The sequence below is a fragment of the uncultured Prevotella sp. genome (assembly GCF_946407605.1).
Lineage (GTDB): Bacteria > Bacteroidota > Bacteroidia > Bacteroidales > Bacteroidaceae > Prevotella.
This window is the reverse complement of sequence record NZ_CAMJOS010000001.1, coordinates 104,278-127,981: the sequence shown is the minus strand read 5'-3', so window position 1 is coordinate 127,981 and position 23,704 is coordinate 104,278. Positions and strand designations below refer to the sequence as shown.

Annotated in this window: 17 protein-coding genes and 1 tRNA gene; 16 read left to right on the top strand and 2 right to left on the bottom strand. The window is 48.0% G+C overall.

Features of this window, described 5'->3' with window-relative positions; translation table 11 throughout:
• The first annotated feature begins 86 nt into the window (after positions 1-86).
• From tig to Q0R57_RS00450, 16 genes are all read left to right on the top strand, one after another.
• Positions 87-1,442: a trigger factor gene (gene tig, locus Q0R57_RS00525; protein WP_294742792.1), complete on the top strand. Its 1,356-nt coding sequence runs from the start codon at positions 87-89 to the stop codon at positions 1,440-1,442.
• A gap of 105 nt (positions 1,443-1,547) precedes the next feature.
• Positions 1,548-2,210 (top strand): ATP-dependent Clp endopeptidase proteolytic subunit ClpP, encoded by a 663-nt coding sequence (gene clpP, locus Q0R57_RS00520; protein ID WP_294742791.1) that lies wholly within the window; start codon positions 1,548-1,550, stop codon positions 2,208-2,210.
• Between the two features lie 3 nt (positions 2,211-2,213).
• Entirely contained in the window at positions 2,214-3,452 is a 1,239-nt protein-coding gene (clpX, locus tag Q0R57_RS00515) for an ATP-dependent Clp protease ATP-binding subunit ClpX (protein WP_294742789.1), read from the top strand.
• A gap of 21 nt (positions 3,453-3,473) precedes the next feature.
• The gene (gene recQ / locus Q0R57_RS00510; RefSeq protein ID WP_294742787.1) at positions 3,474-5,660 is read left to right on the top strand and encodes a DNA helicase RecQ; all 2,187 of its coding nucleotides are present in this window, start codon (positions 3,474-3,476) and stop codon (positions 5,658-5,660) included.
• A gap of 179 nt (positions 5,661-5,839) precedes the next feature.
• The gene (gene guaB, locus Q0R57_RS00505) at positions 5,840-7,321 is read left to right on the top strand and encodes an IMP dehydrogenase (protein ID WP_294742785.1); all 1,482 of its coding nucleotides are present in this window, start codon (positions 5,840-5,842) and stop codon (positions 7,319-7,321) included.
• Positions 7,322-7,357: 36 nt separating this feature from the next.
• Positions 7,358-8,785: a peptidylprolyl isomerase gene (locus tag Q0R57_RS00500; protein WP_294742783.1), complete on the top strand. Its 1,428-nt coding sequence runs from the start codon at positions 7,358-7,360 to the stop codon at positions 8,783-8,785.
• On the top strand, positions 8,785-10,194 hold the full coding sequence (locus tag Q0R57_RS00495; protein WP_294742782.1) for a peptidylprolyl isomerase: 1,410 nt from the start codon (positions 8,785-8,787) through the stop codon (positions 10,192-10,194). The genes Q0R57_RS00500 and Q0R57_RS00495 overlap by 1 nt, the downstream gene beginning before the upstream one ends.
• A 38-nt stretch (positions 10,195-10,232) precedes the next feature.
• Positions 10,233-11,909, top strand: a complete 1,677-nt coding sequence (locus tag Q0R57_RS00490; RefSeq protein ID WP_294742780.1) for an OstA-like protein — start codon at positions 10,233-10,235, stop codon at positions 11,907-11,909.
• A 17-nt stretch (positions 11,910-11,926) separates the two neighbouring features.
• The gene (mutL, locus tag Q0R57_RS00485) at positions 11,927-13,768 is read left to right on the top strand and encodes a DNA mismatch repair endonuclease MutL (protein WP_294742778.1); all 1,842 of its coding nucleotides are present in this window, start codon (positions 11,927-11,929) and stop codon (positions 13,766-13,768) included.
• Positions 13,769-13,921: 153 nt separating this feature from the next.
• The gene (locus tag Q0R57_RS00480) at positions 13,922-15,091 is read left to right on the top strand and encodes an OmpA family protein (RefSeq protein ID WP_294742775.1); all 1,170 of its coding nucleotides are present in this window, start codon (positions 13,922-13,924) and stop codon (positions 15,089-15,091) included.
• A 35-nt stretch (positions 15,092-15,126) separates the two neighbouring features.
• Positions 15,127-16,260: a hypothetical protein gene (locus Q0R57_RS00475; protein WP_294742773.1), complete on the top strand. Its 1,134-nt coding sequence runs from the start codon at positions 15,127-15,129 to the stop codon at positions 16,258-16,260.
• Positions 16,261-16,550: 290 nt separating this feature from the next.
• Positions 16,551-16,625 (top strand) — tRNA-Val (locus Q0R57_RS00470).
• A 210-nt stretch (positions 16,626-16,835) separates the two neighbouring features.
• On the top strand, positions 16,836-18,197 hold the full coding sequence (purB, locus tag Q0R57_RS00465) for an adenylosuccinate lyase (RefSeq protein ID WP_294742772.1): 1,362 nt from the start codon (positions 16,836-16,838) through the stop codon (positions 18,195-18,197).
• A gap of 83 nt (positions 18,198-18,280) precedes the next feature.
• Positions 18,281-19,708, top strand: a complete 1,428-nt coding sequence (locus Q0R57_RS00460; RefSeq protein ID WP_294742769.1) for a pseudouridine synthase — start codon at positions 18,281-18,283, stop codon at positions 19,706-19,708.
• Positions 19,709-19,723: 15 nt separating this feature from the next.
• Positions 19,724-21,160, top strand: a complete 1,437-nt coding sequence (asnS, locus tag Q0R57_RS00455) for an asparagine--tRNA ligase (protein WP_294742767.1) — start codon at positions 19,724-19,726, stop codon at positions 21,158-21,160.
• A 116-nt stretch (positions 21,161-21,276) separates the two neighbouring features.
• Positions 21,277-22,140, top strand: coding sequence for a hypothetical protein (locus Q0R57_RS00450; protein WP_294742765.1), 864 nt, complete (start codon positions 21,277-21,279; stop codon positions 22,138-22,140).
• Positions 22,141-22,150: 10 nt separating this feature from the next.
• Here the strand turns inward: Q0R57_RS00450 and Q0R57_RS00445 are convergent, their stop codons facing one another.
• Positions 22,151-22,996: a S1-like domain-containing RNA-binding protein gene (locus tag Q0R57_RS00445; protein ID WP_294742763.1), complete on the bottom strand. Its 846-nt coding sequence runs from the start codon at positions 22,994-22,996 to the stop codon at positions 22,151-22,153.
• Entirely contained in the window at positions 22,993-23,685 is a 693-nt protein-coding gene (locus tag Q0R57_RS00440) for an ABC transporter ATP-binding protein (protein ID WP_294742759.1), read from the bottom strand. The genes Q0R57_RS00445 and Q0R57_RS00440 overlap by 4 nt, the downstream gene beginning before the upstream one ends.
• Between the last annotated feature and the right edge of the window lie 19 nt (positions 23,686-23,704).

Genomic DNA, 23,704 nt, shown 5'->3' with positions numbered 1-23,704 from the left:
ATCGTAATCGTGCGGTTTTTCGGCTAATTATGTGTAATTTTGCAGGCCAAAATCGATGTATATTATATAAATAAGGTATAAAAAGGATGAATATTAAGTTTGAAAGTGCCGATAAAATCAATGGTTTGATGACTATAACCATTGAGCAGGCAGACTATCAGGAAGCAGTAGAGAAGAAGTTGAAGGACTATCGCAAGAAGGCTCAGGTGCCCGGTTTCCGTCCGGGTATGGTGCCCATGGGCTTGGTGAAGAAGCAGTATGGTACTGCTGTCAAGGCCGACGAGGTGAACCGCATCCTGGGCGAGAAACTCTACGAATATGTTCGTGAGAACAAGATTCAGATGCTGGGCGAGCCCATGTCTGCTGAGGGTCAGAAGCCTCAGGATCTGGCTGGCGACGGTCCCTTCGAGTTTGTGTTCGATATCGCTGTGGCTCCCGAGTTCAAGGCAGAGCTGACCAATAAGGATAAGATTGACTTCTACACCATCAAGGTGGACGACAAGCTGATTGACGACCATGTGCAGATGTATGCATCGCAGGCCGGTGAGTTTGTTGAGGCTAAGGAGTGGAGCGGCAACGACACCCTGAAGGGTGACTTGCGTCAGCTCGATGCCAAGGGCAACACGCTGGAAGGCGGTATTACCACCGAGGGTGGCATGATTATGCCTTCATACATGAAGGGTGAGGACGAGAAGAAGAAGTTCGACGGCGCTAAGCTGGGCGACATCATCACCTTCAGTCCTAAGAAGGCTTATCCCGACAACGATGCTGAGGTGGCTGCCCTGCTGAAGGTTGAGAAGGATCAGGTGAAGGACCTGGACTGCGAGTTCAGCTTCCAGATTACTGAGATTCGTCATTTCCAGCCCGCTGCCGTTGACGCTAAGCTGTTTGAGCGCGTATTTGGTGAGGGCGTGAAGGACGAGGCTGACTTCCGTCAGCGTATTGCCGACACCCTGAAGGCTCAGCTGGTGGCTAACAGCGACTATAAGTTCCTGCAGGATGTCCGTAAGTATGTTGAGAAGAAGGTGGGCGATCTGCAGTTCCCCGAGGCTCTGTTGAAGCGCATCATGCTGCAGAACAACCAGGATAAGGGCGAGGAGTTCGTAGAGAAGAACTTCGCTGCTTCTATCGCTGAGCTGAAGTGGCACCTCATCAAGGAGCAGCTGGTAGCTGCCGCCCAAATCAAGGTGGAAGAGACCGACCTGAAGGCTGTGGCCAAGGAGGCTATCCGCGCTCAGTTTGCACAGTATGGCATGAGCAATGTGCCCGATGACGTGCTGGACAACTATGCTGCCGAGCAGCTGAAGAAGCGTGAAAATGTGGACAACTTCGTTGACCGTGCTGTCGATGTGAAGTTGACTGCTGCCCTGAAGGGTATCGTGAAACTGAACGAGAAAGAAGTGACTCTCGATGCTTTCAATAAGATGATGCAGGAAGCATAAAGAGACCTCATTATATTTCTTTAACCAAAAAAAATGTCGGGATGTCTTGCATTCCGACATTTTTTTTGTAATTTTGTATTGAAAAAACAAAAGTAAAGAGAGATTATGAATGATTTTAGAAAATACGCAACCCGACATCTGGGCGTTAATGGTCAGGTGTTTGACGACGTGATGGCCGCTCAGGCCCAGTATATGAATCCCTATATTCTGGAGGAGCGTCAGTTGAACGTGACTCAGATGGATGTGTTTTCACGACTGATGATGGACCGCGTCATTTTCCTGGGTACCGAGGTCAACGATTATACGGCCAACGTGCTGCAGGCACAGTTGCTCTATCTCGACGCTACCGACCCGGGCAAGGATATCAACCTCTATATCAACTCGCCTGGTGGAAGCGTCTATGCCGGACTGGGCATCTACGACACCATGCAGTTCATTCAAAGTGATGTGGCTACTATTTGTACAGGTATGGCTGCATCGATGGCTGCCGTGCTGCTGGTGGCTGGTACTGAGGGCAAGCGCTCAGCACTGACCCACAGTCGCGTGATGATTCACCAGCCGCTGGGTGGCGTGCAGGGTCAGGCTTCAGACATTGAGATTGAGGCCCGTGAGATTCAGAAGCTGAAGAAAGAACTCTATACCATTATTGCCAACCATTCGCACACCGAATATGACAAGGTGTGGGCCGACAGCGACCGTAACTACTGGATGACGGCCGAGGAAGCTAAGGAGTATGGCATGATTGACCAAGTGTTGGTGAAGAAGTAAGGAATGAGAAAAGTATGTAATTTCTGCGGACGTAGTGAGAACGATGTCAAGCTTCTCATATCGGGCGTTAGTGGCTATATCTGTGAACAGTGCTCCGTCCAAGCCTATAAGATAGTGCAGGAGTCTGGTTTCGACCCTGAGCATCCGAAAGGCAAGGATACCAAAGCATCGAAGTTCAAACCGAAGGAGGGCTCTGTGCCCAAACCTCGTGATATCAAGGCCTATCTGGACCAGTATGTCATTGGGCAGGATGAGGCCAAACGCTTCCTCTCTGTGGCGGTGTATAACCACTACAAGCGTCTGCAACAGAAAGCTGACAAGTCTGACGACGTAGAGATAGAGAAGAGCAATATCATCATGGTAGGCTCGACGGGTACTGGCAAGACGTTGCTGGCACGCACCATCGCCAAGCTGCTCGATGTGCCTTTTACCATTGTCGATGCTACCGTATTCACGGAAGCTGGCTATGTAGGCGAGGATGTGGAGAGCATTCTGACGCGTCTGCTGCAGGTGGCCGACTATAATGTTGAGGCTACTCAGCGAGGTATCGTCTTCATCGATGAGATTGATAAGATTGCCCGTAAGAGCGACAATCCCAGCATCACTCGCGACGTGAGTGGTGAGGGCGTGCAGCAGGGACTCCTGAAACTGCTGGAAGGAACGATGGTGAACGTGCCGCCAAAGGGTGGCCGTAAGCATCCCGACCAGGAGTATATCGCCGTTGATACACGCAACATCCTGTTTATTTGCGGTGGTGCCTTCGACGGCATTGAGCGCAAGATAGCACAGCGACTGAATACCCATACCGTGGGCTTCAACTCTGTTCAGAACGTGAGAAAGCTGGACAAGGAAGACCTGATGAAGTATGTGCAGCCGCAGGATCTGAAGTCGTTCGGACTCATCCCCGAGATTATCGGTCGTCTGCCTGTGCTGACGTATCTGAACCCGCTGGACCGTCCTGCTTTGGAGAAGATTCTGACAGAGCCGAAGAACTCCATCATGAAGCAGTATGTGAAGCTGTTTGAGATGGACGGCGTGAAGCTGACATTCACACCAGAGGCCTTGCGCTACATCGTTGACAAGGCAGTGGAGTACAAACTGGGTGCACGCGGACTGCGTTCTATCGTGGAGTGTATCATGATGGATGCGATGTTTGAGGTTCCATCAAAGAAAGTGAAACAATTTGAAGTGACAGAAGACTATGCCAAAGAGCAACTTGAAAAGAGTAATACACTTGGCTAGTAAGCCCTATATGAGCAGCCTATGACAAAAGAAAAGAAAAATCTGACAGATGCGCTGAAACGCTATTTTGGCTTTGATTCCTTCAAGGGAGACCAGGAGGCGATTATCTGCAACCTGCTGGAAGGCAAGGATACCTTCGTGCTGATGCCTACTGGCGGCGGCAAGTCGTTGTGCTATCAGCTGCCATCATTGCTGATGGACGGCGTGGCCATCGTCATCTCGCCTCTGATAGCCTTGATGAAGAATCAGGTGGACTTCATTGCCCATCTTAGTGAGCAAGAGGGAACGGCACACTTCCTGAACTCCTCGCTCAACAAATCGGCTATAGACCAGGTGAAGAAGGATATACGTGAGGGAAGAACCAAGCTGCTGTATGTGGCTCCAGAGTCGCTTACCAAGGAAGATAATGTGGAATTCCTGAAGACGGTGAAGATTTCGTTCTATGCCGTCGATGAGGCGCATTGTATCTCAGAGTGGGGACATGATTTCCGCCCAGAGTACCGTCGAATCCGTCCTATCATCAACGAAATAGGCAAGGCGCCTGTCATCGCTCTGACTGCTACTGCCACCGATAAGGTGCGTACAGATATCAAGAAGAGTCTCGGCATTCTCGATGCCACCGAGTTCAAGAGCTCATTTAACCGTCCTAACCTGTATTACGAAGTAAGGCCCAAGACGAAGGATATTGATAAGGATATCGTGCGTTTCATTAAACAGCATCCTGGCAAGAGTGGCATCATCTACTGCCTGTCGAGAAAGAAGGTAGAGGACTTGGCTGATGTGTTGCGTGCCAATGATATCAAGGCACAGTGCTATCATGCCGGACTGGATAGCAGCACGCGTTCACAGACGCAGGATGACTTTCTGATGGAACGTATCGACGTCATTGTGGCTACCATCGCTTTTGGTATGGGTATCGACAAGCCCGATGTGCGATTCGTTATTCACTACGATATCCCCAAGTCGCTGGAAGGCTACTATCAGGAAACTGGTCGTGCTGGTCGTGATGGCGGCGAGGGTATTTGTCTGGCATTTTATAGCTATAAGGACCTGCAGAAACTGGATAAGTTTATGGAGGGTAAGCCTGTGGCTGAACAGGATATCGGCCGACAGTTGTTACAGGAGACGGCAGCCTATGCCGAGACATCGGTTTGTCGCCGTAAGATGCTGTTGCACTATTTTGGTGAGCAGTATAACAAAGACAACTGTGGTAATTGCGATAACTGTCTGCATCCAGGCACCAAGATTGATGCCCGCAACCAGCTGGTGATAGCTCTGAAGGCTATACTGGCCATCAAAGAGAACTTCCGTAGCGACTATGTGATTGACTTTATCACGGGGCGCGACACTAACGAGATAGTGGCCCATAAACATCAGGACCTTGATGAGTTCGGCTCTGGCGAGGATGAGAATCCGAAGATATGGAATCCCGTTATTCGTCAGGCGCTGATAGCCGGCTATCTGAAGAAAGAGGTAGAGAACTACGGCTTGCTGAAGGTAACTAGCGCAGGAAAGAAGTTTATCAAGAATCCTCAGACTTTCATGGTGGTTGAAGACCATGAGTTTAGTGAGGAAGAAGAGCCGGCAACACCTGAAGGCGGCACCAGCGCACTCGACCCCACGCTCTCGGCTATGCTCCACGACCTGCGTAAGAAATGGTCGCGCAAGCTGGAACGTCCACCTTATGTCATCTTCCAGGATGTGTCGTTAGAGCAGATGGCTACCGAATATCCTGTTACCCTTGAGGAGCTGAAGAATATACAGGGTGTGGGCGATGGTAAGACGCGTCAGCCCTATGCCAAGGAGTTCGTGGATCTCATCAAGCGCTACTGCGAAGAGAACGAGATAGAGCGTCAGTCAGACCTGCGTGTTCGTACCAAGGCCAAAGACTCGATGCGTAAGCTGAAGATTCTTCAGAATATTGACCGTAGAATAGCTTTGGATGATATTGCCAACGCTCTGGGCATTGACTTTGAGGAGTTGCTCGACGAACTGGAAGGTATCGTGCTTTATAGCGGTAACAAGATCAATATTGACTATTTCCTCACGGAGATTATGGATCCTGATGATATCGCAGATATCTGTGACTACTTCGCAGAGCAGGAAACCGATGATTTGGAAGCTGCCATCGATGAGTTTGGCGCTGACTTCTCGGATGACGAGATACGTTTGGTGCGTATCAAGTTCATCAGCGATATGGCAAACTAATAGTTGGTTTGAAATTTAAGATTTGAGGTTTAAGGTTTAATAATTGAGGGTTGAGAATTAAGGTTTGGCCTGTTTGTGTTAAAAATTACCAAGGCGAAGCATAATTCTCAAACCTCAAACCTTAAACCTCAAAAAAAATGTGTATCTTTGCACGCAATAAAATTTAAGGTACCCAAATTATGTCATCATTTATTGCAGATAAGATTGTGATGGACGGCCTCACATTTGACGACGTCCTGCTGATTCCCGCTTATTCGGAAGTGCTGCCAAAGACGGTGGAGTTGCAAACACGTTTCTCGCGTAACATTATCTTGAACGTGCCGTTCGTAACGGCTGCTATGGATACTGTGACCGAGAGCCAGATGGCTATTGCTATTGCCCGCGAAGGCGGTATCGGCGTGATTCACAAGAATATGTCTATTGAAAATCAGGCTCGTGAGGTGGCCATCGTGAAACGTGCTGAGAATGGTATGATCTACGATCCTGTTACCATTCGTCGTGGTTCTACTGTGGCACAGGCTCTCGACATCATGTCGGAGTATCATATTGGTGGTATTCCCGTTGTTGACGATGAAAATCACTTAGTGGGCATCGTGACGAACCGTGACCTGCGCTTTGAGCGTCGTCTGGACAGACCCGTTGATGAAATCATGTCAAAGGAGAATCTGGTGACAACTCACCAGCAGACCGACTTGGCTGCTGCTGCCCAGATTCTGCAGGAGAACAAAATCGAAAAGCTGCCTGTGGTGGATAAGGACAATCACTTGGTGGGTCTTATCACCTATAAGGATATTACGAAGGCAAAGGATAAGCCGATGGCTTGTAAGGATGAGAAGGGCCGACTGAGAGTAGCCGCCGGCGTGGGTGTTACTGCCGACACGCTGGAGCGTATGCAGGCTCTGGTGAATGCTGGCGCTGATGCCATCGTCATTGATACGGCTCACGGACATTCAAAGGGCGTGATTGACAAACTGCGTGAGGCTAAGAATGCCTTCAAGGATATTGATATCGTAGTGGGTAACATTGCTACAGGCGCTGCTGCCAAGATGTTGGTAGATAATGGTGCTGATGCCGTGAAAGTAGGTATTGGACCAGGCTCTATCTGCACCACGCGTGTGGTTGCTGGTGTCGGCGTGCCCCAGCTGAGTGCTGTTTACGATGTGTACAGCGCCCTGAAAGGCACAGGCGTTCCCTTGATTGCTGATGGTGGTCTGCGCTATTCTGGTGATATCGTGAAGGCACTGGCAGCTGGTGGCTCAAGTGTGATGATTGGTTCGCTGGTGGCAGGTACGGAGGAGAGTCCTGGTGAGACCATTATCTTTAATGGACGTAAGTTCAAAAGCTATCGCGGTATGGGTTCGCTGGAAGCTATGGAGCATGGCTCTAAGGATCGCTATTTCCAGGCTGACACAAAGGATGTGAAGAAGTTGGTACCTGAGGGTATCGCAGGTCGTGTGCCTTACAAAGGAACTGTTCAGGAGGTAATCTACCAGTTGACGGGTGGTCTTCGCTCGGGTATGGGTTACTGTGGTGCCGCCTCTATCGAGAAGCTGCATGATGCCAAGTTTACCCGCATCACCAACGCTGGCGTGATGGAGAGTCATCCACATGATATCACGATTACCAGTGAGGCTCCTAACTATTCAAGGCCAAACGACTGATACTTTTAAATAAGATTTTTACGACTTTTACGTATTATGAAACTGAAAATGCTTTTTGCCGGGTTACTGGCTTGCGCATCTGTAAGTGCGCAGACTGCCGATGATCCCGTTATCATGACGATCAACGGTGTGCCTGTGTTGCGTTCGGAATTTGAGTATTCTTTTAATAAGAACAATTCAGAGGGTGTCATCGACAAGAAAAGTGTTGAGGAATATGTAGACCTCTTTATTAATTATAAGCTGAAAGTGGCTGCTGCACTCGATGCAAAATATGACACGTTGCAGTCGTTCCAAGCAGAGTTTGCACAGTATCGTGACCAGCAGGTACTGCCTGCTTTTGTGACGGATGCTGATATGGAGGCTGAAGCCCATAAGATTTATGACCAGACAGTGGAACAGATTGGTCCTGATGGACTGATTCAGGTGGCTCATATTCTGATAATGGCTAAACAACAGGCACCACAATCCGAATGGGACGCTGCCAAGGTGCGTATAGACTCTATCTATCAGGCTCTGAAAAATGGTGCCGATTTTGCAGAACTGGCAAAGAAAGTGTCGCAGGATCCTGGTTCTGCCCGTGAAGGTGGCTTACTGCCTTTCGTGCAGCGTGGTCGACTGGTTAAGGAGTTTGAGGATGCTGCCTATGCCTTGCAGCCTGGTGAGATGTCGGGTGTTATCCAGTCTCCCTACGGTTATCATGTGATTCTGATGAAGGAACGTAAGATGCTGGAGCCCTTCGAGTTCCATCACGATAATATTCTCAAGTTCATGGAGCAGCGCAATATGCGCGACCAGATTGCCTCGCAGAAAGTGAACGATATGGTGAAGTCCAGCAATGGTGCCGTGACGAAGGCTCAGCTGATGGAGCAGAAAGCAGACGAGCTGTCGGCTCAGGACCAGGAAATGAAATACCTCATCAAAGAGTATCACGATGGTCTGCTGCTCTATGAGATCAGCAATAACTTAGTGTGGGAGAAAGCTGCAAAGGATGAGGCCGGACTGGCTAACTACTACAAGAAAAACAAGAAGAACTATACCTGGGACGAGCCTCGTTATAAGGGTATGGCCTATCATGTGAAGGAGCTGGGCGATGTGAAAGCCGTGCGTGACTGCGTGAAGAAGCTTGCTTTTGATAAGTGGGCAGAGGCCTTGCGTTCTACTTTCAATGCTGACTCTGTTATCCGCATCCGTGTGGAGAAAGGTATATTTAAGAAAGGTGATAACGCTCTGATTGACAGCATCGTGTTCAAGAAAGACACAACGGTGACCCATCTGACTGACTATCCCATTGATGCCGTCTATGGCAAGCTGTTGAAGAAAGGACCTGAGGACTATACCGATGTGCGTGGTCTGGTGGTAGCAGACTATCAGGAGGCTCTGGAGAAAGAGTGGGTGGCTGACCTGCGTCGTAAATATGCCGTTAAAGTCAATGAAGAGGTGTTGAAAACCGTCAATAAGCACTAATGAAGAAATATCTTATTCTTTGGGCCGGGCTGTTCTCTTTGCTACCTGTCTGTGCACAGCAGAAAGATAGCATTAGTTCGGTGGTCGATGAAGTTATCTGGGTTGTAGGCGACGAAGCCATCTTGAAGAGTGAGGTGGAGGTGACTCGTATTCAGGCTGCGATGGAAGGTATGCGCTGGAACGGTGATCCTGATTGTGCCATCCCAGAGCATCTGGCCGTGCAAAAATTGTTTCTGCATCAGGCTGCCATCGACAGTATAGAGGTTAAGGAAACAGAAATCTCTGCAGCGACAGAGCGTCGTCTGGACTATATGATTCAGCAGATTGGATCACGCGAGAAACTTGAGGAGTACAGAAAGCAGAGTATGAGTCAGATGCGTCAGTCTATGCATGATGACCTGCGTGACCAGTTGCTGATTCAGCGCATGAAGGAGCATCTGGTAAAGGATCTCGTGGTGACACCTGCAGAAGTGCGTCGTTACTTTAAGAACATGCCGACGGATAGTATCCCCTATGTTCCTACAGAGGTGGAAGTGCAGATTGTTGCACTGACACCACGCGTATCAATAGAGGAAATCAACCGCGTGAAGGATGAGCTGAGAGATTATACTGATCGTATTAACAAAGGTGAGACATCGTTCTCAACACTGGCTCGTCTTTATTCTGAAGACCCAGGGTCGCGCCGTCAGGGTGGTGAACTGGACTATACAGGTCGAGGCCTGTTGGATCCTGCTTTTGCTGCTGTGGCTTTCAACCTGACAGACCCTACTAAAGTGTCGAAGATTGTGGAGTCGGAGTTCGGCTATCATATCATCCAGTTGATAGACAAACGAGGTGATAAGATTAAGGTACGTCATATTCTGCGCAAACCAGTGGTGAGCGACTCGGCAGTAAATATCTGTCTTTCGCGTCTTGATACAATTGCCGATGCCATCCGCGCCAATGTGGTGCCAGAGATGATTCGTAGTCAGCTTATCACGGTTCCTGATCATTTCTCGTTCGAAGATGCTGTCACTGTTTTCTCTGATGACAAGGATACCCGAAACAACCGAGGACTGATGGCTAACCGTTCGGAAAGTGGACAGACATCACGTTTCCAGTTGCAGGATTTACCTCCTGAGGTGGCAAAGGTAGTGGACACACTGAAGGTGGGACAGATATCAGCAGCATTCCCTATGATTAATGACCAGGGAAAAACGGTGTGTGTCATTGCTAAGCTGAAGAGTCGTACTGAAGGTCATAAAGCTACTATCACCGAGGATTTCCAGGTGATGAAGGAACTGGTGATGGAGAAGCGACGTGAGAAGATGCTTCACGATTGGGTGGTCCAAAAAATCAAGAGTACCTACGTGCGTTTGGGTGAGGACTATAAGGACTGCCAGTTCGAGTATGAAGGCTGGAATAGGTGATTTGCGTTTTTTGAGGTTTAAGGTTTGATATTTGAGGTTTGAGAAACAATCATTCTCATAATAATATAAAAGGCAGCAGAAGCATCGTTGTGATGCTTCTGTGTGCGCTATGTTTGATGGTGTTTGCTGGCACGACCTCACTTCCTGTGAAGCCTTTGAAGAAAACCGAAGGAAAACGTGTCTATCTGGTTCATGCTGATGAGCTGTGGTATGATAAATGGCGTAATAACGATGCTCAGGTGCTGCGTGGAAAGGTAGAGTTTGAACATGATGGAGCTCATCTTTATTGTGACAGCGCTAATTTCTTTGAGGCTAGCAACTCGTTTGAGGCGTGGGGTAACGTACGAATGGTGCAGGGAGACACGCTGTCGCTGACCAGCGATTATGGCTACTATGATGGTAATAATAAGTTCATGGAAGCCAAGGTGTTCTCGTCTGACAAACAGGTGGAACTTCGCAATCGTGCCACAACGCTCTATACCGATACCCTATATTTCGACCGTATTGATAATATGGGATATTATAATGACGGGGGAAAACTGGTAGATAAAACAACGACGCTGACCTCTATACATGGTGAATATCACACTGATACGAAAGATGCTTTCTTCACCGACCAGGTGAAGATGGTGGATAAGAGCTCGACACTACTCACAGATACGTTAGCATATAATACACGAACCAAGCTGGCTAATGTGATGGGACCCTCGGACATCTATTCTGGCAAAAGCCATATCTACTCTGAGATGGGTTATTATAACACAGATACTGAGCAGGCTGAGCTCCTGAAGCGGTCGGTGTTACATAATGAGGGGAAATCGTTGGTAGGAGACAGTATATGGTATGATGGCAAGACAAGCGTCAGTGAGGCATTCTGGAATGTGGTCTATACAGATTCCGTCAATCGTAACGGACTCCTCTGTAACTATGGCTACTATGACGATGCTACAGGCTATGCAATGTCTACCGATAGTGCTGTGTCATTTGACTACTCACAGCCCGACACGCTTTTTATCCATGCGGATACCTTCAAGATATTCTCGTATAATCTGGATACTGACTCTGTTTACAGGGAGCTATACGCGTATAATAAGGTACGCGCGTATAGGAAAGACGTTCAGGCTGTGTGTGACTCGATGGTGTACATATCGAAAGACTCGTGTATCACCATGTATCGTGATCCTATCGTGTGGAATCAGAATCAGCAACTCTTAGGTGAGGTCATAGAATTGTTTCTGAACGATTCTGTGGTGGACCATGCTCATGTTATCAATCAGGCGCTTTCTGTAGAGAAACTGCCTGACCCAGATCTTTTCAATCAGGTGTCGTCGAAAGAGATGTTTGCATTCTTCGTGGATGGCGAGATTCACGAGGCTAGGGCAGTAGATAATGTCCTGGCGGTCTACTATCCAGTGAATGAGTCGGACAGTACTTACGAAGGACTGGTCAGCCTGACTACCAGTGAACTGCGTATGCTGATGATAAAAAAGAAATTGGGAAGTATCTGGACGCCCAAGGCCGAAGGAGTCATGTATCCTATGTCACAGATACCACCAGAGAAACGTTTCCTGGATGGCTTCTATTGGTTTGACTATGTCAGGCCAGTCTCAAAGGAGGATATCTTCAACTGGCGACCCAAGAAGCCTGGAACAGAACTGAAGACGCTGCGAAGGAGAGGAGCAGGAACGAAGCAAGATAAAGTGAAGACCCTATAGTCAATTACCAGAGTGTTATGAGTGATGTCATACAGTTATTACCAGATTCGGTAGCCAACCAGATTGCTGCTGGTGAGGTTATACAGCGACCAGCTTCTGTGATTAAGGAGCTGGTTGAGAATGCTGTTGATGCTGGTGCCAGTCATATCAAAGTGCTGGTTGTTGATGCAGGTCGTACGAGTATTCAGGTCATTGATGATGGCTGTGGTATGTCTGAAACGGATGCCCGTTTGGCTTTTGAACGTCACGCCACCTCTAAGATTCGTCAAGCCGAAGATTTGTTCTCTCTTCAGACGATGGGCTTCCGTGGCGAGGCATTACCGTCAATAGCTGCTGTGTCGCAGGTGGAGCTGACTACTCGTATGGCAACTGAGGATGTTGGCGTGCGCCTCACACTTCAAGGGTCTCGGGTAACTGGACAGGAACCAGCCTCATGTCCTGTGGGTAGTAATTTCAAGGTCGATAATATATTCTTTAATGTTCCGGCTCGTCGTAAGTTCCTCAAGACAAACGCGACGGAACTGAATAATATCTTAATAGCCTTTGAGCGTATCGTGCTGGTCTATCCCTCTATCGAGTTCACGCTTTATAGTAATGGGATGGAACTGATGAGTCTTAAGGCAGGCAGTCTGAAACAGCGTATCACTGATGTCTTTGGAAAGAAGATGAGTCAGGATTTGCTGCCTGTTGAGGTGGAGACGTCCCTTTGTCGTATTACGGGATTCGTAGGAAAACCAGAGTCGGCTCGTAAGAAAGGAGGTCATGACTATTTCTTCGTCAATGGCCGTTTCATGAAGCATCCTTATTTCCATAAGGCAGTATGTAGTGCTTTCGAGCGCTTGGTGCCTGTTGGGATGCAGGTTCCTTATTTGATTTACATAGAGGTAGATCCTTCTGGCATAGATGTCAATATCCATCCTACGAAAACAGAAATCAAATTTGAGAATGAGCAGAACATCTGGCAGATTCTCTTAGCTGCAGTCAAGGATGCCATTGGTAAGTTCTGTGATGTTCCTACCATTAACTTTGATACGGAAGGTCGTCCAGATATCCCGATATTTGACCCCCAGCATGAATCGGTGCAGATGCCGCAGGTACATTATAGTCCTACCTATAACCCCTTCGAATCATCTTCCCCTAAAAGTACACGTTCTGGCTCTTATGACAAGAAGCCCAAGTCATCAGCTTTGCCAGATTGGGAGAAGCTATACGAACAACCTGTTGTAGAGCAAACGGAAGGCAAACTGTTTTCTGAAGTTGAGAGTGAAGGGTTCTCAGATATGCTTATCTCTGAGAAGTCGCCCGTACATTATCAATATAAGGGACGGTATATCATGACGGCAGTAAAGTCTGGCCTGATGATTATTGACCAGCAGCGAGCAGATATTCGCATCCGCTATGAACAATATATGAGTGCCATGAGGCAGAAGCCTGCCAGTTCACAGCGTGTGCTCTTCCCTGAGATGATAGAATTTTCTCCTTCTGACAGCATCTTGGTACAGAAGTTCTTGCCAGACCTCAGGCAGATGGGGTTTGATATCACATTCCTTGGCGGGGGTAGCTTCGTGGTTAATGGCATCCCTTCAGGACTCGAAGGACTGAATCCTGTGAACTTAGTTCGTAGTGTGGTGGCTGATGCTATTGACAAAGGATGTAGTGACGCTGAGGGTGTATATGCATCTCTGGCCCTCGGTCTGGCTCGCCATGCAGCTGTTCCTTATGGGCAGGTCCTGAGTAATGAGGAAATGGAACATCTTGTCAATGAGCTCTTTTCCTGTCCTAATGTAAACTACACCCCAGATGGGCATACAATACTCTGTATAATGCCTCAACATGATATTGAACAGCTTTTTGGCTAATTTTACTCTAAAATTGTGAAAAAATCACGGTTTTTAAAGTTTTTTTATGTTAAAAATGCATTTTGTTGCCTTTTTTGTTGGCAGTTTAAAATAAATTATCTACTTTTGCAACCAAATTATTGATATTATTGTTTTATAAAATACTAAAATTGTATGAAAAAGTTTTTGATGGTACTGGCTTTTGCCGGTGTATCTGTTGCCGGTATGGCACAGGAAGACGCAGCTTCTCTGAAGTATAGCGTTGCAACAAACTCATTCTGGAGCAACTGGTTCATTTCAGCTGATCTCGCTTATGGTGCATTCTACACAAACGAAGAAAAGGGAAATGACTTCGCTAAGGGTCTGTTTAAGGACTTCCGTCGTAACCTTGGTGCTTCTGTTGCTATTGGTAAGTGGTTTACTCCCGGCTTGGGACTTCGTACAAAGGCTACTGGTATCTGGGGCCGCAACGTACAGTCAGAGGACGCTAGCAACAATGCCATTAAGTTCATGAACGTTCAGGAGCAGGTTCTGTTCAACCTGAGCAATCTGTTCTGTGGTTACAATGAGACTCGTGTTTGGAACCTGATTCCTTACGCTGGTGTTGGTATGATCCGTAACTTTGATGACAATCTTAACGGTCATGCTGGAAGCCTTGGTCTGTTGAACACTTGGAAGCTGTCTAAGCATGTTGCTTTCAACATCGACCTCAGCTTCAATATCTCTGATGACGATGTATTCCCCGCAAAGCCTGGCTTCAACGCTGGCAACGGTGATGCTTATGGTCACAGCATTCCTTCTACCGATCGTTACTTCGCTGCTGAGGTTGGTCTGACCTTCAACCTGGGTAAGGCTACTTGGGACAAGGTGCCCGATGTTGACGCTATCAACGCTCTCCATCAGAGCCAGATCGACGCTCTCAACGCTCAGCTCGCTGACGCTAACGCCGAGAACGCTCGTCTGAACAACCTGCTGAAGAACCAGCCCAAGCCCGAGGCTCCCAAGACTATCACTGTTAAGGAGGTTTCTGCTGCTCCCGTATCTGTATTCTTCAACATCGGTCAGGCTAAGGTTGCCTCTAAGAAGGACCTCGTTAACCTGCAGGCTCTGGCTGACCTCGCAAAGAATAGCGACAAGTCTCTCGTAGTTACTGGTTATGCTGACTCTCAGACTGGTAGCGCTAGCTTCAACCAGACTCTGTCTGAGAAGCGTGCTAACACCGTTAAGGACGAGCTCGTTAAGATGGGCGTTGCTGAGAGCAAGATTCAGGTTGTTGCTGCTGGTGGTGTAGACGATATCTCACCCGTATCTTACAACCGTCGTGCTGTTGTTAGCATTAAATAAGTAAGTATAAAAGAAATAATAAAAATAAGACAAAGATGAAAAAGAATGTTTTGAAATTCGCTAGTCTCGCTCTTGGTCTCTGCGTGGCAACGGCTTTGACTTCATGCCACAGCGGTGAGGAGCAGGAAGAGACCACTGTCGTGAACAATGTTATTCAGTTGGAGACTCGTACACTTTTCGTTCACACTAACGTAAGTGCAACGGTTCAGGGTGTAGGCTTCAATTTCTCTAAGACTGGTGAGAATGTAGAGATTACCAATGCTCCTGCAAGTGGTCAGTTCAAGGTTTCTGCTGACGGTCGTCAGACTAAGACTATCAGCTTCAACTTCCAGGACGGTGCTGTTCTGTACTTCGATATCGAACTGGTATCTGCAGGTAAGGGCGTTCCTCAGGCTACTGCTGAGGCTGCTCCTGCTGGAACTGTGAACAATACTGATGGTAGTGATAACGCTGAGCAGACTGGTGTTGATGCTTCTATTGACTTCAATGGTGCTACCAATACTAACGCTTCTGCTACTGGTGACTATTCAATCACCGTGTTCACTCCCGATGCAACTAATACTTCTGTTGATGGTATTAAGAAGAATGACAAAGTCGCAGAGGCTCCTCTGGCTATCGAGTGCAAACCTGATGGCGCTGTATTCAGCTCTCCTATTAAGGTTTCTTTGAATATCCCTGGAAGTGCTGGTTATGAATTTAATGTTAAGAACGGTAACGATGTTGTTATTCCTGCTCGGGATGGTGACAAACTTACCGCTGACATTCCTCACTTCTCTGTTTGGGACGTTCTCTTGGTTATTACCTGTGGTGATCTGACCACTACAACTAAGGAGTATGAGACTGTTGCAGCTGCAAGCGATGGTAAGGCTACCCTTAAGGTTGATTATGGTTATGAGGCTGATGAGCAGACTAAGAATTCTCTTATCGCTAAGAAGCTGCTGAAGAAGATGTTCGGTAGAGAGAATACAGAACAGGTTTCTAAGACTGTTGCTTGGGAGAAGGTTGATGGTACTGCTACTGTAAAGGCTTCTCAGGTTGTTAAGACCTACAAGTTCAATTCTGCTCAGAAGAATCTTGAGGTCACTGTTTACGGTAAGGTTACAACCTCTGTTTCTATCGAGACCACAACTCCTGAGGAAGTTAAGACCCACGGTGGTGGTAGCAACTAATTAATTAGATTGTTATAACACTAAATAAAGTGTGCCATGCAGGTTTCCTGCATGGCATTCTTTTATTTATTATGTATCCAGACATTATCTAACGTGGAGTAGGGAATAGACCAGGCGAAAGTAAAACATGTTTTACTTTGTAAATGTATTAAGATAGTGTTTAATTGAGGATTAAATGTTGTTTTCTAGGCGCAAAAATGCTTTTTTTAGATAAAATAGCAAGAAAAGTGCGAAAAAATTTGGTGGTTTCAAAAAAAGTGCGTACCTTTGCACCCGCTTACAAGAAGTGAGGGCGTTTAGCTCAGTTGGTTTAGAGCATCTGCCTTACAAGCAGAGGGTCGGCGGTTCGAATCCGTCAACGCCCACAAAAGAGAGGTTGCAACAGAAATGTTGCAACCTCTTCTCTTTTTCGGCTCCTTTGTGGTGTGATATTTGTTAAATATCAAAAAAAGCGTATCTTTGCTTGAAATTTCTTATTTCTCATTTCTCTTTTCTCATTTATTCTTTGTACCTTTGCAATCTCATTGGATAATGTGATAACACAACATAGTATAATTAGGAATTAATAACATTAAATGGAACTGGACGTACTGACTGCCATCTCGCCTATTGATGGCCGTTACAGAAACAAAACCGAACAACTGGCAGGCTATTTTTCTGAGTATGCATTGATTCGTTACCGCGTTCGCGTGGAAATAGAGTATTTCATCGCACTCTGTGAATTGCCTCTTCCTCAACTGGAGAACTTTGACCATAGTCTCTTTGAACGGTTTCGTGACATCTATCGTAACTTCAGCGAGCAGGATGCTGCCCGCGTGAAGGAGATTGAGTCTGTGACTAATCATGATGTCAAGGCCGTAGAGTACTTTATCAAGGAACAGATTGATGCTATATCGAAGAGTCTGTCAGTGGATTTGAATCCTTTCAAGGAGTTCATTCACTTTGGCCTGACTTCTCAGGATATCAACAACACCAGCGTGCCTCTCTCTGTGAAGGAGGCTATCGACGAGGTGTATGTGCCTCTGCTGGAGGAGCTCATCGAGCAGCTTCACGACTATGCTGAGGAATGGAAGAATGTGGCTATGCTGGCCAAGACTCACGGACAGCCTGCTTCTCCTACTCGCTTGGGCAAGGAGATCATGGTTTATGTCTATCGCCTTGAAGAGCAGCTGAATGGCTTGAAGGATGTTCCTGTGACAGCCAAGTTTGGTGGGGCAACGGGTAACTATAACGCTCATCATGTGGCTTATCCGCAATATGACTGGCGTGAATTTGGCAATAAGTTTGTCAGCGAGAAACTGGGCTTGGAGCGTGAGCAGTATACCACTCAGATTTCGAACTACGACTGGTTGGCAGCTATCTTTGACGCTATGCGCCGTATCAACACTATCATTATCGACTTGGATCGCGACTTCTGGATGTACATCTCAATGGAGTACTTCAAGCAGAAGATCAAGGCTGGTGAGGTAGGCTCAAGCGCGATGCCTCATAAGGTGAACCCCATCGATTATGAGAATAGTGAGGGTAATCTTGGCATAGCTAATGCTATTCTGGGCTTCCTGGCACAGAAATTGCCTGTTAGTCGTTTGCAGCGCGATTTGACCGACTCTACTGTACTTCGTAATGTTGGAGTGCCTATGGGTCATGCTCTTATCGCTTTCCAGAGCACTTTGAAGGGTCTGCGTAAGCTTATTCTCAATGAAGAGAAGCTGCATGAAGACCTTGAGAATACCTGGGCTGTGGTGGCAGAAGCTATTCAGACCATCCTTCGTCGTGAGGCTTATCCTAATCCTTACGAGACGCTGAAGGCTCTGACGAGAACGAATAAGAAGATGGACGAACAGACCATCCACGAGTTCATTCAGACGCTTGAGGTCAGCGACGAGGTGAAGCAGGAATTGATGGCCATTACGCCTTGGAACTACACTGGAGTGTAAATGTGATTAATAACAATTATATAAAAGTAAACAGAGTAAAAAGCCGTGAGGCACATATTAACCTATTAAAAGATTTATGAATTATGGATTTTGAAAACGAAAAGAAACAAGAAGAACAGCAGGTGGACAGTAGCGCTAGCCGTGAGGGTTACCAGAAAGAGTTTCGTCCAGTAGGACGTTCGCCCCGTCCACGTATTCACACTGGTCAGCGTCCTGTCAACTATGAACGTGCCGGTTTTAACAAACAAGGTCAAGAAGATGAGGGCGGCTTCCGTCCTGAGGGTTTTGGTGCAGGATTGCAGAGTCAGGCCCCTCAGCGTAGCTATCGTCCCCGTCCTAATAATAATTACAATAATGGTGGCTATCAGCCCCGCCAGCAGGGTGACTATGGTCAGCAGCGTGGTGGCTATCAGCAGCGTCCTCAGGGTGGCTATCGTCCCCGTTACAATCAGGATGGCGACGAGCAGGGCTACCAGCCTCGCCAGCAGGGCGGCTATCAGCAGCGTGGCGGTTATGGCCAGCGTCCTCAGCCCCAAGGTGAATACGGTCAGCCACGTAGTGGCTATCAGCAGCGTGGCGGCTACCAGCAGCGTCCTCAGCAGCGTGGCGGCTATGGTCAGCGTCCTCAGCCCCAAGGTGAATACGGTCAGCCACGTAGTGGCTATCAGCAGCGTGGCGGCTATGGCCAGCGTCCTCAGGGTGGCTTCCGTCAGCGTACAGCCGACTACGATCCCAATGCTAAGTACTCAATGAAGAAACGTATTGAGTATAAGGAGGTTAACTACGATCCCAGTGAGCCTATCCGTCTGAACAAGTTCCTGGCTAATGCAGGTGTTTGCAGCCGTCGTGAGGCCGATGAGTTCATCCAGGCAGGTGTGGTGACCGTCAATGGCGAGGTTGTTACCGAGCTGGGTACCAAGGTGCTGCGTACTGATGTGGTGAAGTTCCACGAAGAGCCCGTATTGCTTGAGAAGAAGGTATATGTACTGCTCAATAAGCCCAAGGATTATGTGACAACGAGCGATGATCCCCAGCAGCGCAAGACTGTGATGGATCTGGTGAAGAATGCTTGTCCTGAGCGTATCTACCCCGTTGGTCGTCTCGACAGAAACACTACTGGTGTGCTGCTGCTGACCAATGATGGCGACCTGGCTTCTAAACTGACCCATCCTAAGTTCCTGAAGAAGAAGATCTATCATGTTTATCTGGACCGTAATGTGACGGCTCACGATATGCAGCAGATTGCTGAGGGTATCACACTCGATGATGGTGAAATCAAGGCTGACGATATTCAGTATGCTGATCCCGTGGATAAGAAGCAGGTTGGCATCGAGATCCATTCAGGTAAGAACCGTATCGTACGTCGTATCTTCGAGAGCTTCGGCTATAAGGTGCTGAAGCTGGACCGTGTGCAGTTTGCTGGTCTCACCAAGAAGAACCTGCGTCGTGGTGACTGGCGTTACCTCACCGAGGAAGAGGTAGACCGTCTGCGTATGGGATCTTACGAATAGTGATTAATTAATAATATGAAAAGAACTAAGATAATTGACGTGCTGAAAAGCACGGAATTTGGAAAGGAAGTCTGCGTGAAAGGCTGGGTGCGCACGCATCGCTCTTCAAAGGCAGTAGACTTTATAGCATTGAACGATGGCTCTACCATCAACAACGTTCAGGTGGTGGTCGACCCCACTAAGTTCGATGAGCAGTTGCTGAAAGACATCACGACTGGTGCTTGTATCTGTGCCGAGGGTATCTTGGTAGAGAGCCAGGGTGCTGGTCAGTCTTCAGAGATTCAGGCTACCAATCTGGTGGTTTACGGTCTCTGCGGCAATGACTATCCTATGCAGAAGAAGGGTCAGAGCTTTGAGGCCATGCGTAAGAATGCTCACATGCGTCTGCGTACCAATACCTTTGGTGCTGTGATGCGTATCCGTCACAATATGGCGATGGCAATTCACACCTATTTCCACGAGCACGGCTTCTATTATTTCCACACCCCGCTGATCACAGCTTCTGACTGTGAGGGCGCAGGAAATATGTTCCAGGTGACCACCAAGAACCTCTACGACCTGAAGAAGGACGAGCAGGGAAAGATTATCTACGACGATGATTTCTTTGGCGAGCAGACCTCACTGACCGTTAGTGGACAGCTAGAGGGTGAGCTGGGAGCTACGGCTCTGGGTGCTATCTACACCTTCGGACCTACCTTCCGTGCTGAGAACTCAAACACCCCTCGTCACTTGGCAGAGTTCTGGATGGTGGAGCCTGAGGTGGCCTTCATTGACCAGGAAGAGCTGATGGACCTTGAAGAGGACTTCATCAAGTACTGTGTGAAGTGGGCCCTCGATAACTGTAAGGACGACCTTGCATTCCTTAATAAGATGATCGACAAGACGCTGATAGAGCGTCTGGAAGGCGTGTTGAAGGAGACCTTCGTTCGCCTGCCTTATACTGAGGGTATCAAGATCCTGCAGGAGGCTATCAAGAACGGCAAGAAGTTCGAGTTCCCCTGCAACTGGGGCGATGACCTCGCTTCTGAGCACGAGCGCTACCTCGTAGAGGAGCACTTCAAGAAGCCCGTTATCATGACTGACTATCCCCGTGCCTTCAAGTCGTTCTATATGAAGCAGAATGAAGAGCAGGGCGAGGGTAGCGTAGGCTACAAGGGCGCTGTGGCTCCTGGTCCTACCATGCAGGGTACTGACGTGCTGTTCCCGCAGATTGGTGAGATTATCGGTGGTTCTGTTCGTGAGGAGAGCTACGATAAGCTGATGAGCGAGGTAGAGCGTCGCCAGATGGACAAGACTCATCTGTGGTGGTATCTCGACACCCGCAAGTGGGGCTCATGCCCTCACGCAGGTTTCGGCTTAGGTTTCGAGCGTCTCATCCTGTTTGTAACAGGTATGCAGAACATTCGCGACGTGATACCTTTCCCACGCACACCGAAGTCTGCAGAGTTCTAAGAATAAAGAAAAGGAAGCACCCGCTTCCTTTTTTTTTTGTTATAATTATTTGTCGTTTCGATTATTTTGCTTATATTTGCACCCAGAAACGAATATTAACTTAAAAAACTAAGCTTATGAAGAAATTATTGGTCTTAGGTTGCATGCTGCTGGGTGTTACCTCCATGCAGGCACAGTCACAGGAGTGGAATGAATGGAATGGCAACAACATCTTCGAGCATGTAGGTGTTGGCGTTGGTTTTGGTCTCACGGGTATCACCATCGATGTAGGTTCTGATATTACCGATTATCTCACCATTCGTGGTGGTATGGACATCTTCCCTTCTGTTTCGAAGGACTTTGATGTGAATATTGGTTTTGAGTCTTCATTCAAGAAGAGTGATGTCCCTGCCCGTTATGCTGTTCCTAATAACAAAGTGAAGATTGAGGGTAAGACAGGTTTGGGCGCAGGTCATCTGTTGTTCGATATCCATCCTTTCAAGAACGCATTCCGCGTTACTACAGGTCTATATTTCGGTAAAAAAGAGATTATCACGGTGCAGAACAAGGATAATGCCGATTTCATAGGTATCGCAAACTGGAACAAGGATGTGCAGGCAACTCCTATGCCAGCTGACCTTGCTGCTCTTGCAGCCCTTCATGGTGGCTCACTGCCTCGCATTGGTGTAGAGATGGGCGACTACTTCTTGGCTCCTGATGAGAATGGTCATGTGGATGCCAGTATTAAGGTGAACGCGGTTCGTCCTTATGTAGGTATTGGTGTTGGCCGTATGGTGCCAAAGAACAGTCGCCTGACCTGTAACTTTGACTTTGGTGTGCAGTTCTGGGGCAAGCCTGAGATTTATCTGAATGGTAGCGATGGCGAGAAGAAGCTGGAGAAGAAAGACCTCGGCAACGATGGTGACGAGGTTCTCGATATCCTCAGTAAGATTACGGTTTATCCGCAGCTTACCGTCCGTTTGGTAGGAAGAATCTTCTAATAGAAAAGTCTTAGACGAGAGCAATCCCCTCGTCAGAAATAGTGATAAGTCGTCGGCGGTATAAGTCGCCGATGGCTTTTTTGTATGCTTTCTTCGATACCTTGAAGCGGTCGTAGATAAGCGTGGCATCGCTCTTGTCTCCTAAGTCGCAGTGGCCATCGTTTTCGTAGAGATAACGTAATAGAACCTCGGCAAAGTCAAGCGTGTGCTGACGCCCTGTAGGCTGTAGCGTGATGTCAATCTTTCCATCCTGCCTCACATGGTCCACATAGGCCGAGAGACGGTCGCCAGTATGCAGAGACTGGAATATCTGATTATCATAGATCTGTCCCTGATAGCGGTTGTTGATGATGGTCTTAAAGCCCAGGTCGGTCTTCTGCCAAACAAGACAATCCACGTTAGTGCCATGAGTGAGCTGTGGCAGTTCCTCAACAGATGGTACTTCAATATGCTTCTCCACCTTGGCAGTGGCCATCAGTCGATGGGTCTCTGTGTCTTCCATCACATAGACCACATAGTGCTTGCCCACCTCCATGCGCTGTTTCTGCTCACGGAAGGGACAGAAGAGGTCTTTCATCAACCCCCATTTGAGGAAAGCCCCGTATTGGTTAGTCCATGCTACCTCCAGACAGGCAAACTCTCCAACCTTGGCCAGCGGCTGTTCTGTGGTGGCTACGAGGCGCTCGTCCTGGTCTAAATAAAGGAATACCTCAATATCTTGCCCAATAGACAGGCCCTGCGGCACATATCGCTTAGGGAGCAGGATGTCGCCACTCTGTTCGTCGCCTTCTAAATAGAGTCCCTGCTCAGCATGTCTGATGACTTTCAGGGTGTTGTAGTCTCCGAGCTTAATCATGGTTCTGTGGAATTTAAAGGACTGATGATACTCACAGGAGTGTCTAACAAACCGTCCTTCATGTGGATAGTGCGGTCTGTGATGGTAGCCAGTTGCTCATCATGTGTGACAATGACGAAGGTCTGTCCGAATTTGTCGCGAAGGTCGAAGAAAAGCTTATGCAGTTCTTCCTTGTTCTTTGTGTCGAGTGAACCACTGGGCTCGTCTGCCAAGATAACGGCAGGGTTGTTGACCAAGGCACGGGCCACAGCAACACGCTGCTTCTCGCCACCACTTAGTTCGTTGGGCTTGTGGTTGGCGCGGTCGGCCAGCCCCATAAACTGCAAGAGCTCTGTGGCACGTTCTTTTGCTGCCTTTTTTGAGGTTCCAGCGATATAGGATGGAATCATGATGTTCTCGATAGCTGTGAACTCTGGCAGCAGTTGATGAAACTGGAACACGAAGCCCAGGTGCTTGTTGCGGAAGTCGGCCAGCTTGCGTTGCGAGAGGGTGCTGGTATCGACAGAGTCGATACATACGGAACCAGTGTCGGGCTTATCAAGGGTGCCTATGATCTGTAGGAGTGTGGTCTTTCCGGCTCCGCTGGGGCCAACGATGCTCACCACCTCGCCTTTGTCGATGTGGAGGTCAATGCCCTTGAGCACTTGTAGTGAGCCGAAGCTCTTGGTGATATTTTCTATTTTTATCATGGGAATTATGGGTCTAATG

Excerpts from the sequence above, each read along its gene's own strand:
- tig (WP_294742792.1), top strand. The coding sequence starts at position 87 with ATGAATATTAAGTTTGAAAGTGCCGATAAAATCAATGGTTTGATGACT.
- clpP (WP_294742791.1), top strand. The coding sequence starts at position 1,548 with ATGAATGATTTTAGAAAATACGCAACCCGACATCTGGGCGTTAATGGT.
- clpX (WP_294742789.1), top strand. The coding sequence starts at position 2,214 with ATGAGAAAAGTATGTAATTTCTGCGGACGTAGTGAGAACGATGTCAAG.
- recQ (WP_294742787.1), top strand. The coding sequence starts at position 3,474 with ATGACAAAAGAAAAGAAAAATCTGACAGATGCGCTGAAACGCTATTTT.
- guaB (WP_294742785.1), top strand. The coding sequence starts at position 5,840 with ATGTCATCATTTATTGCAGATAAGATTGTGATGGACGGCCTCACATTT.
- Q0R57_RS00500 (WP_294742783.1), top strand. The coding sequence starts at position 7,358 with ATGAAACTGAAAATGCTTTTTGCCGGGTTACTGGCTTGCGCATCTGTA.
- Q0R57_RS00495 (WP_294742782.1), top strand. The coding sequence starts at position 8,785 with ATGAAGAAATATCTTATTCTTTGGGCCGGGCTGTTCTCTTTGCTACCT.
- mutL (WP_294742778.1), top strand. The coding sequence starts at position 11,927 with ATGAGTGATGTCATACAGTTATTACCAGATTCGGTAGCCAACCAGATT.
- Q0R57_RS00480 (WP_294742775.1), top strand. The coding sequence starts at position 13,922 with ATGAAAAAGTTTTTGATGGTACTGGCTTTTGCCGGTGTATCTGTTGCC.
- Q0R57_RS00475 (WP_294742773.1), top strand. The coding sequence starts at position 15,127 with ATGAAAAAGAATGTTTTGAAATTCGCTAGTCTCGCTCTTGGTCTCTGC.
- purB (WP_294742772.1), top strand. The coding sequence starts at position 16,836 with ATGGAACTGGACGTACTGACTGCCATCTCGCCTATTGATGGCCGTTAC.
- Q0R57_RS00460 (WP_294742769.1), top strand. The coding sequence starts at position 18,281 with ATGGATTTTGAAAACGAAAAGAAACAAGAAGAACAGCAGGTGGACAGT.
- asnS (WP_294742767.1), top strand. The coding sequence starts at position 19,724 with ATGAAAAGAACTAAGATAATTGACGTGCTGAAAAGCACGGAATTTGGA.
- Q0R57_RS00450 (WP_294742765.1), top strand. The coding sequence starts at position 21,277 with ATGAAGAAATTATTGGTCTTAGGTTGCATGCTGCTGGGTGTTACCTCC.
- Q0R57_RS00445 (WP_294742763.1), bottom strand. The coding sequence starts at position 22,996 with ATGATTAAGCTCGGAGACTACAACACCCTGAAAGTCATCAGACATGCT.
- Q0R57_RS00440 (WP_294742759.1), bottom strand. The coding sequence starts at position 23,685 with ATGATAAAAATAGAAAATATCACCAAGAGCTTCGGCTCACTACAAGTG.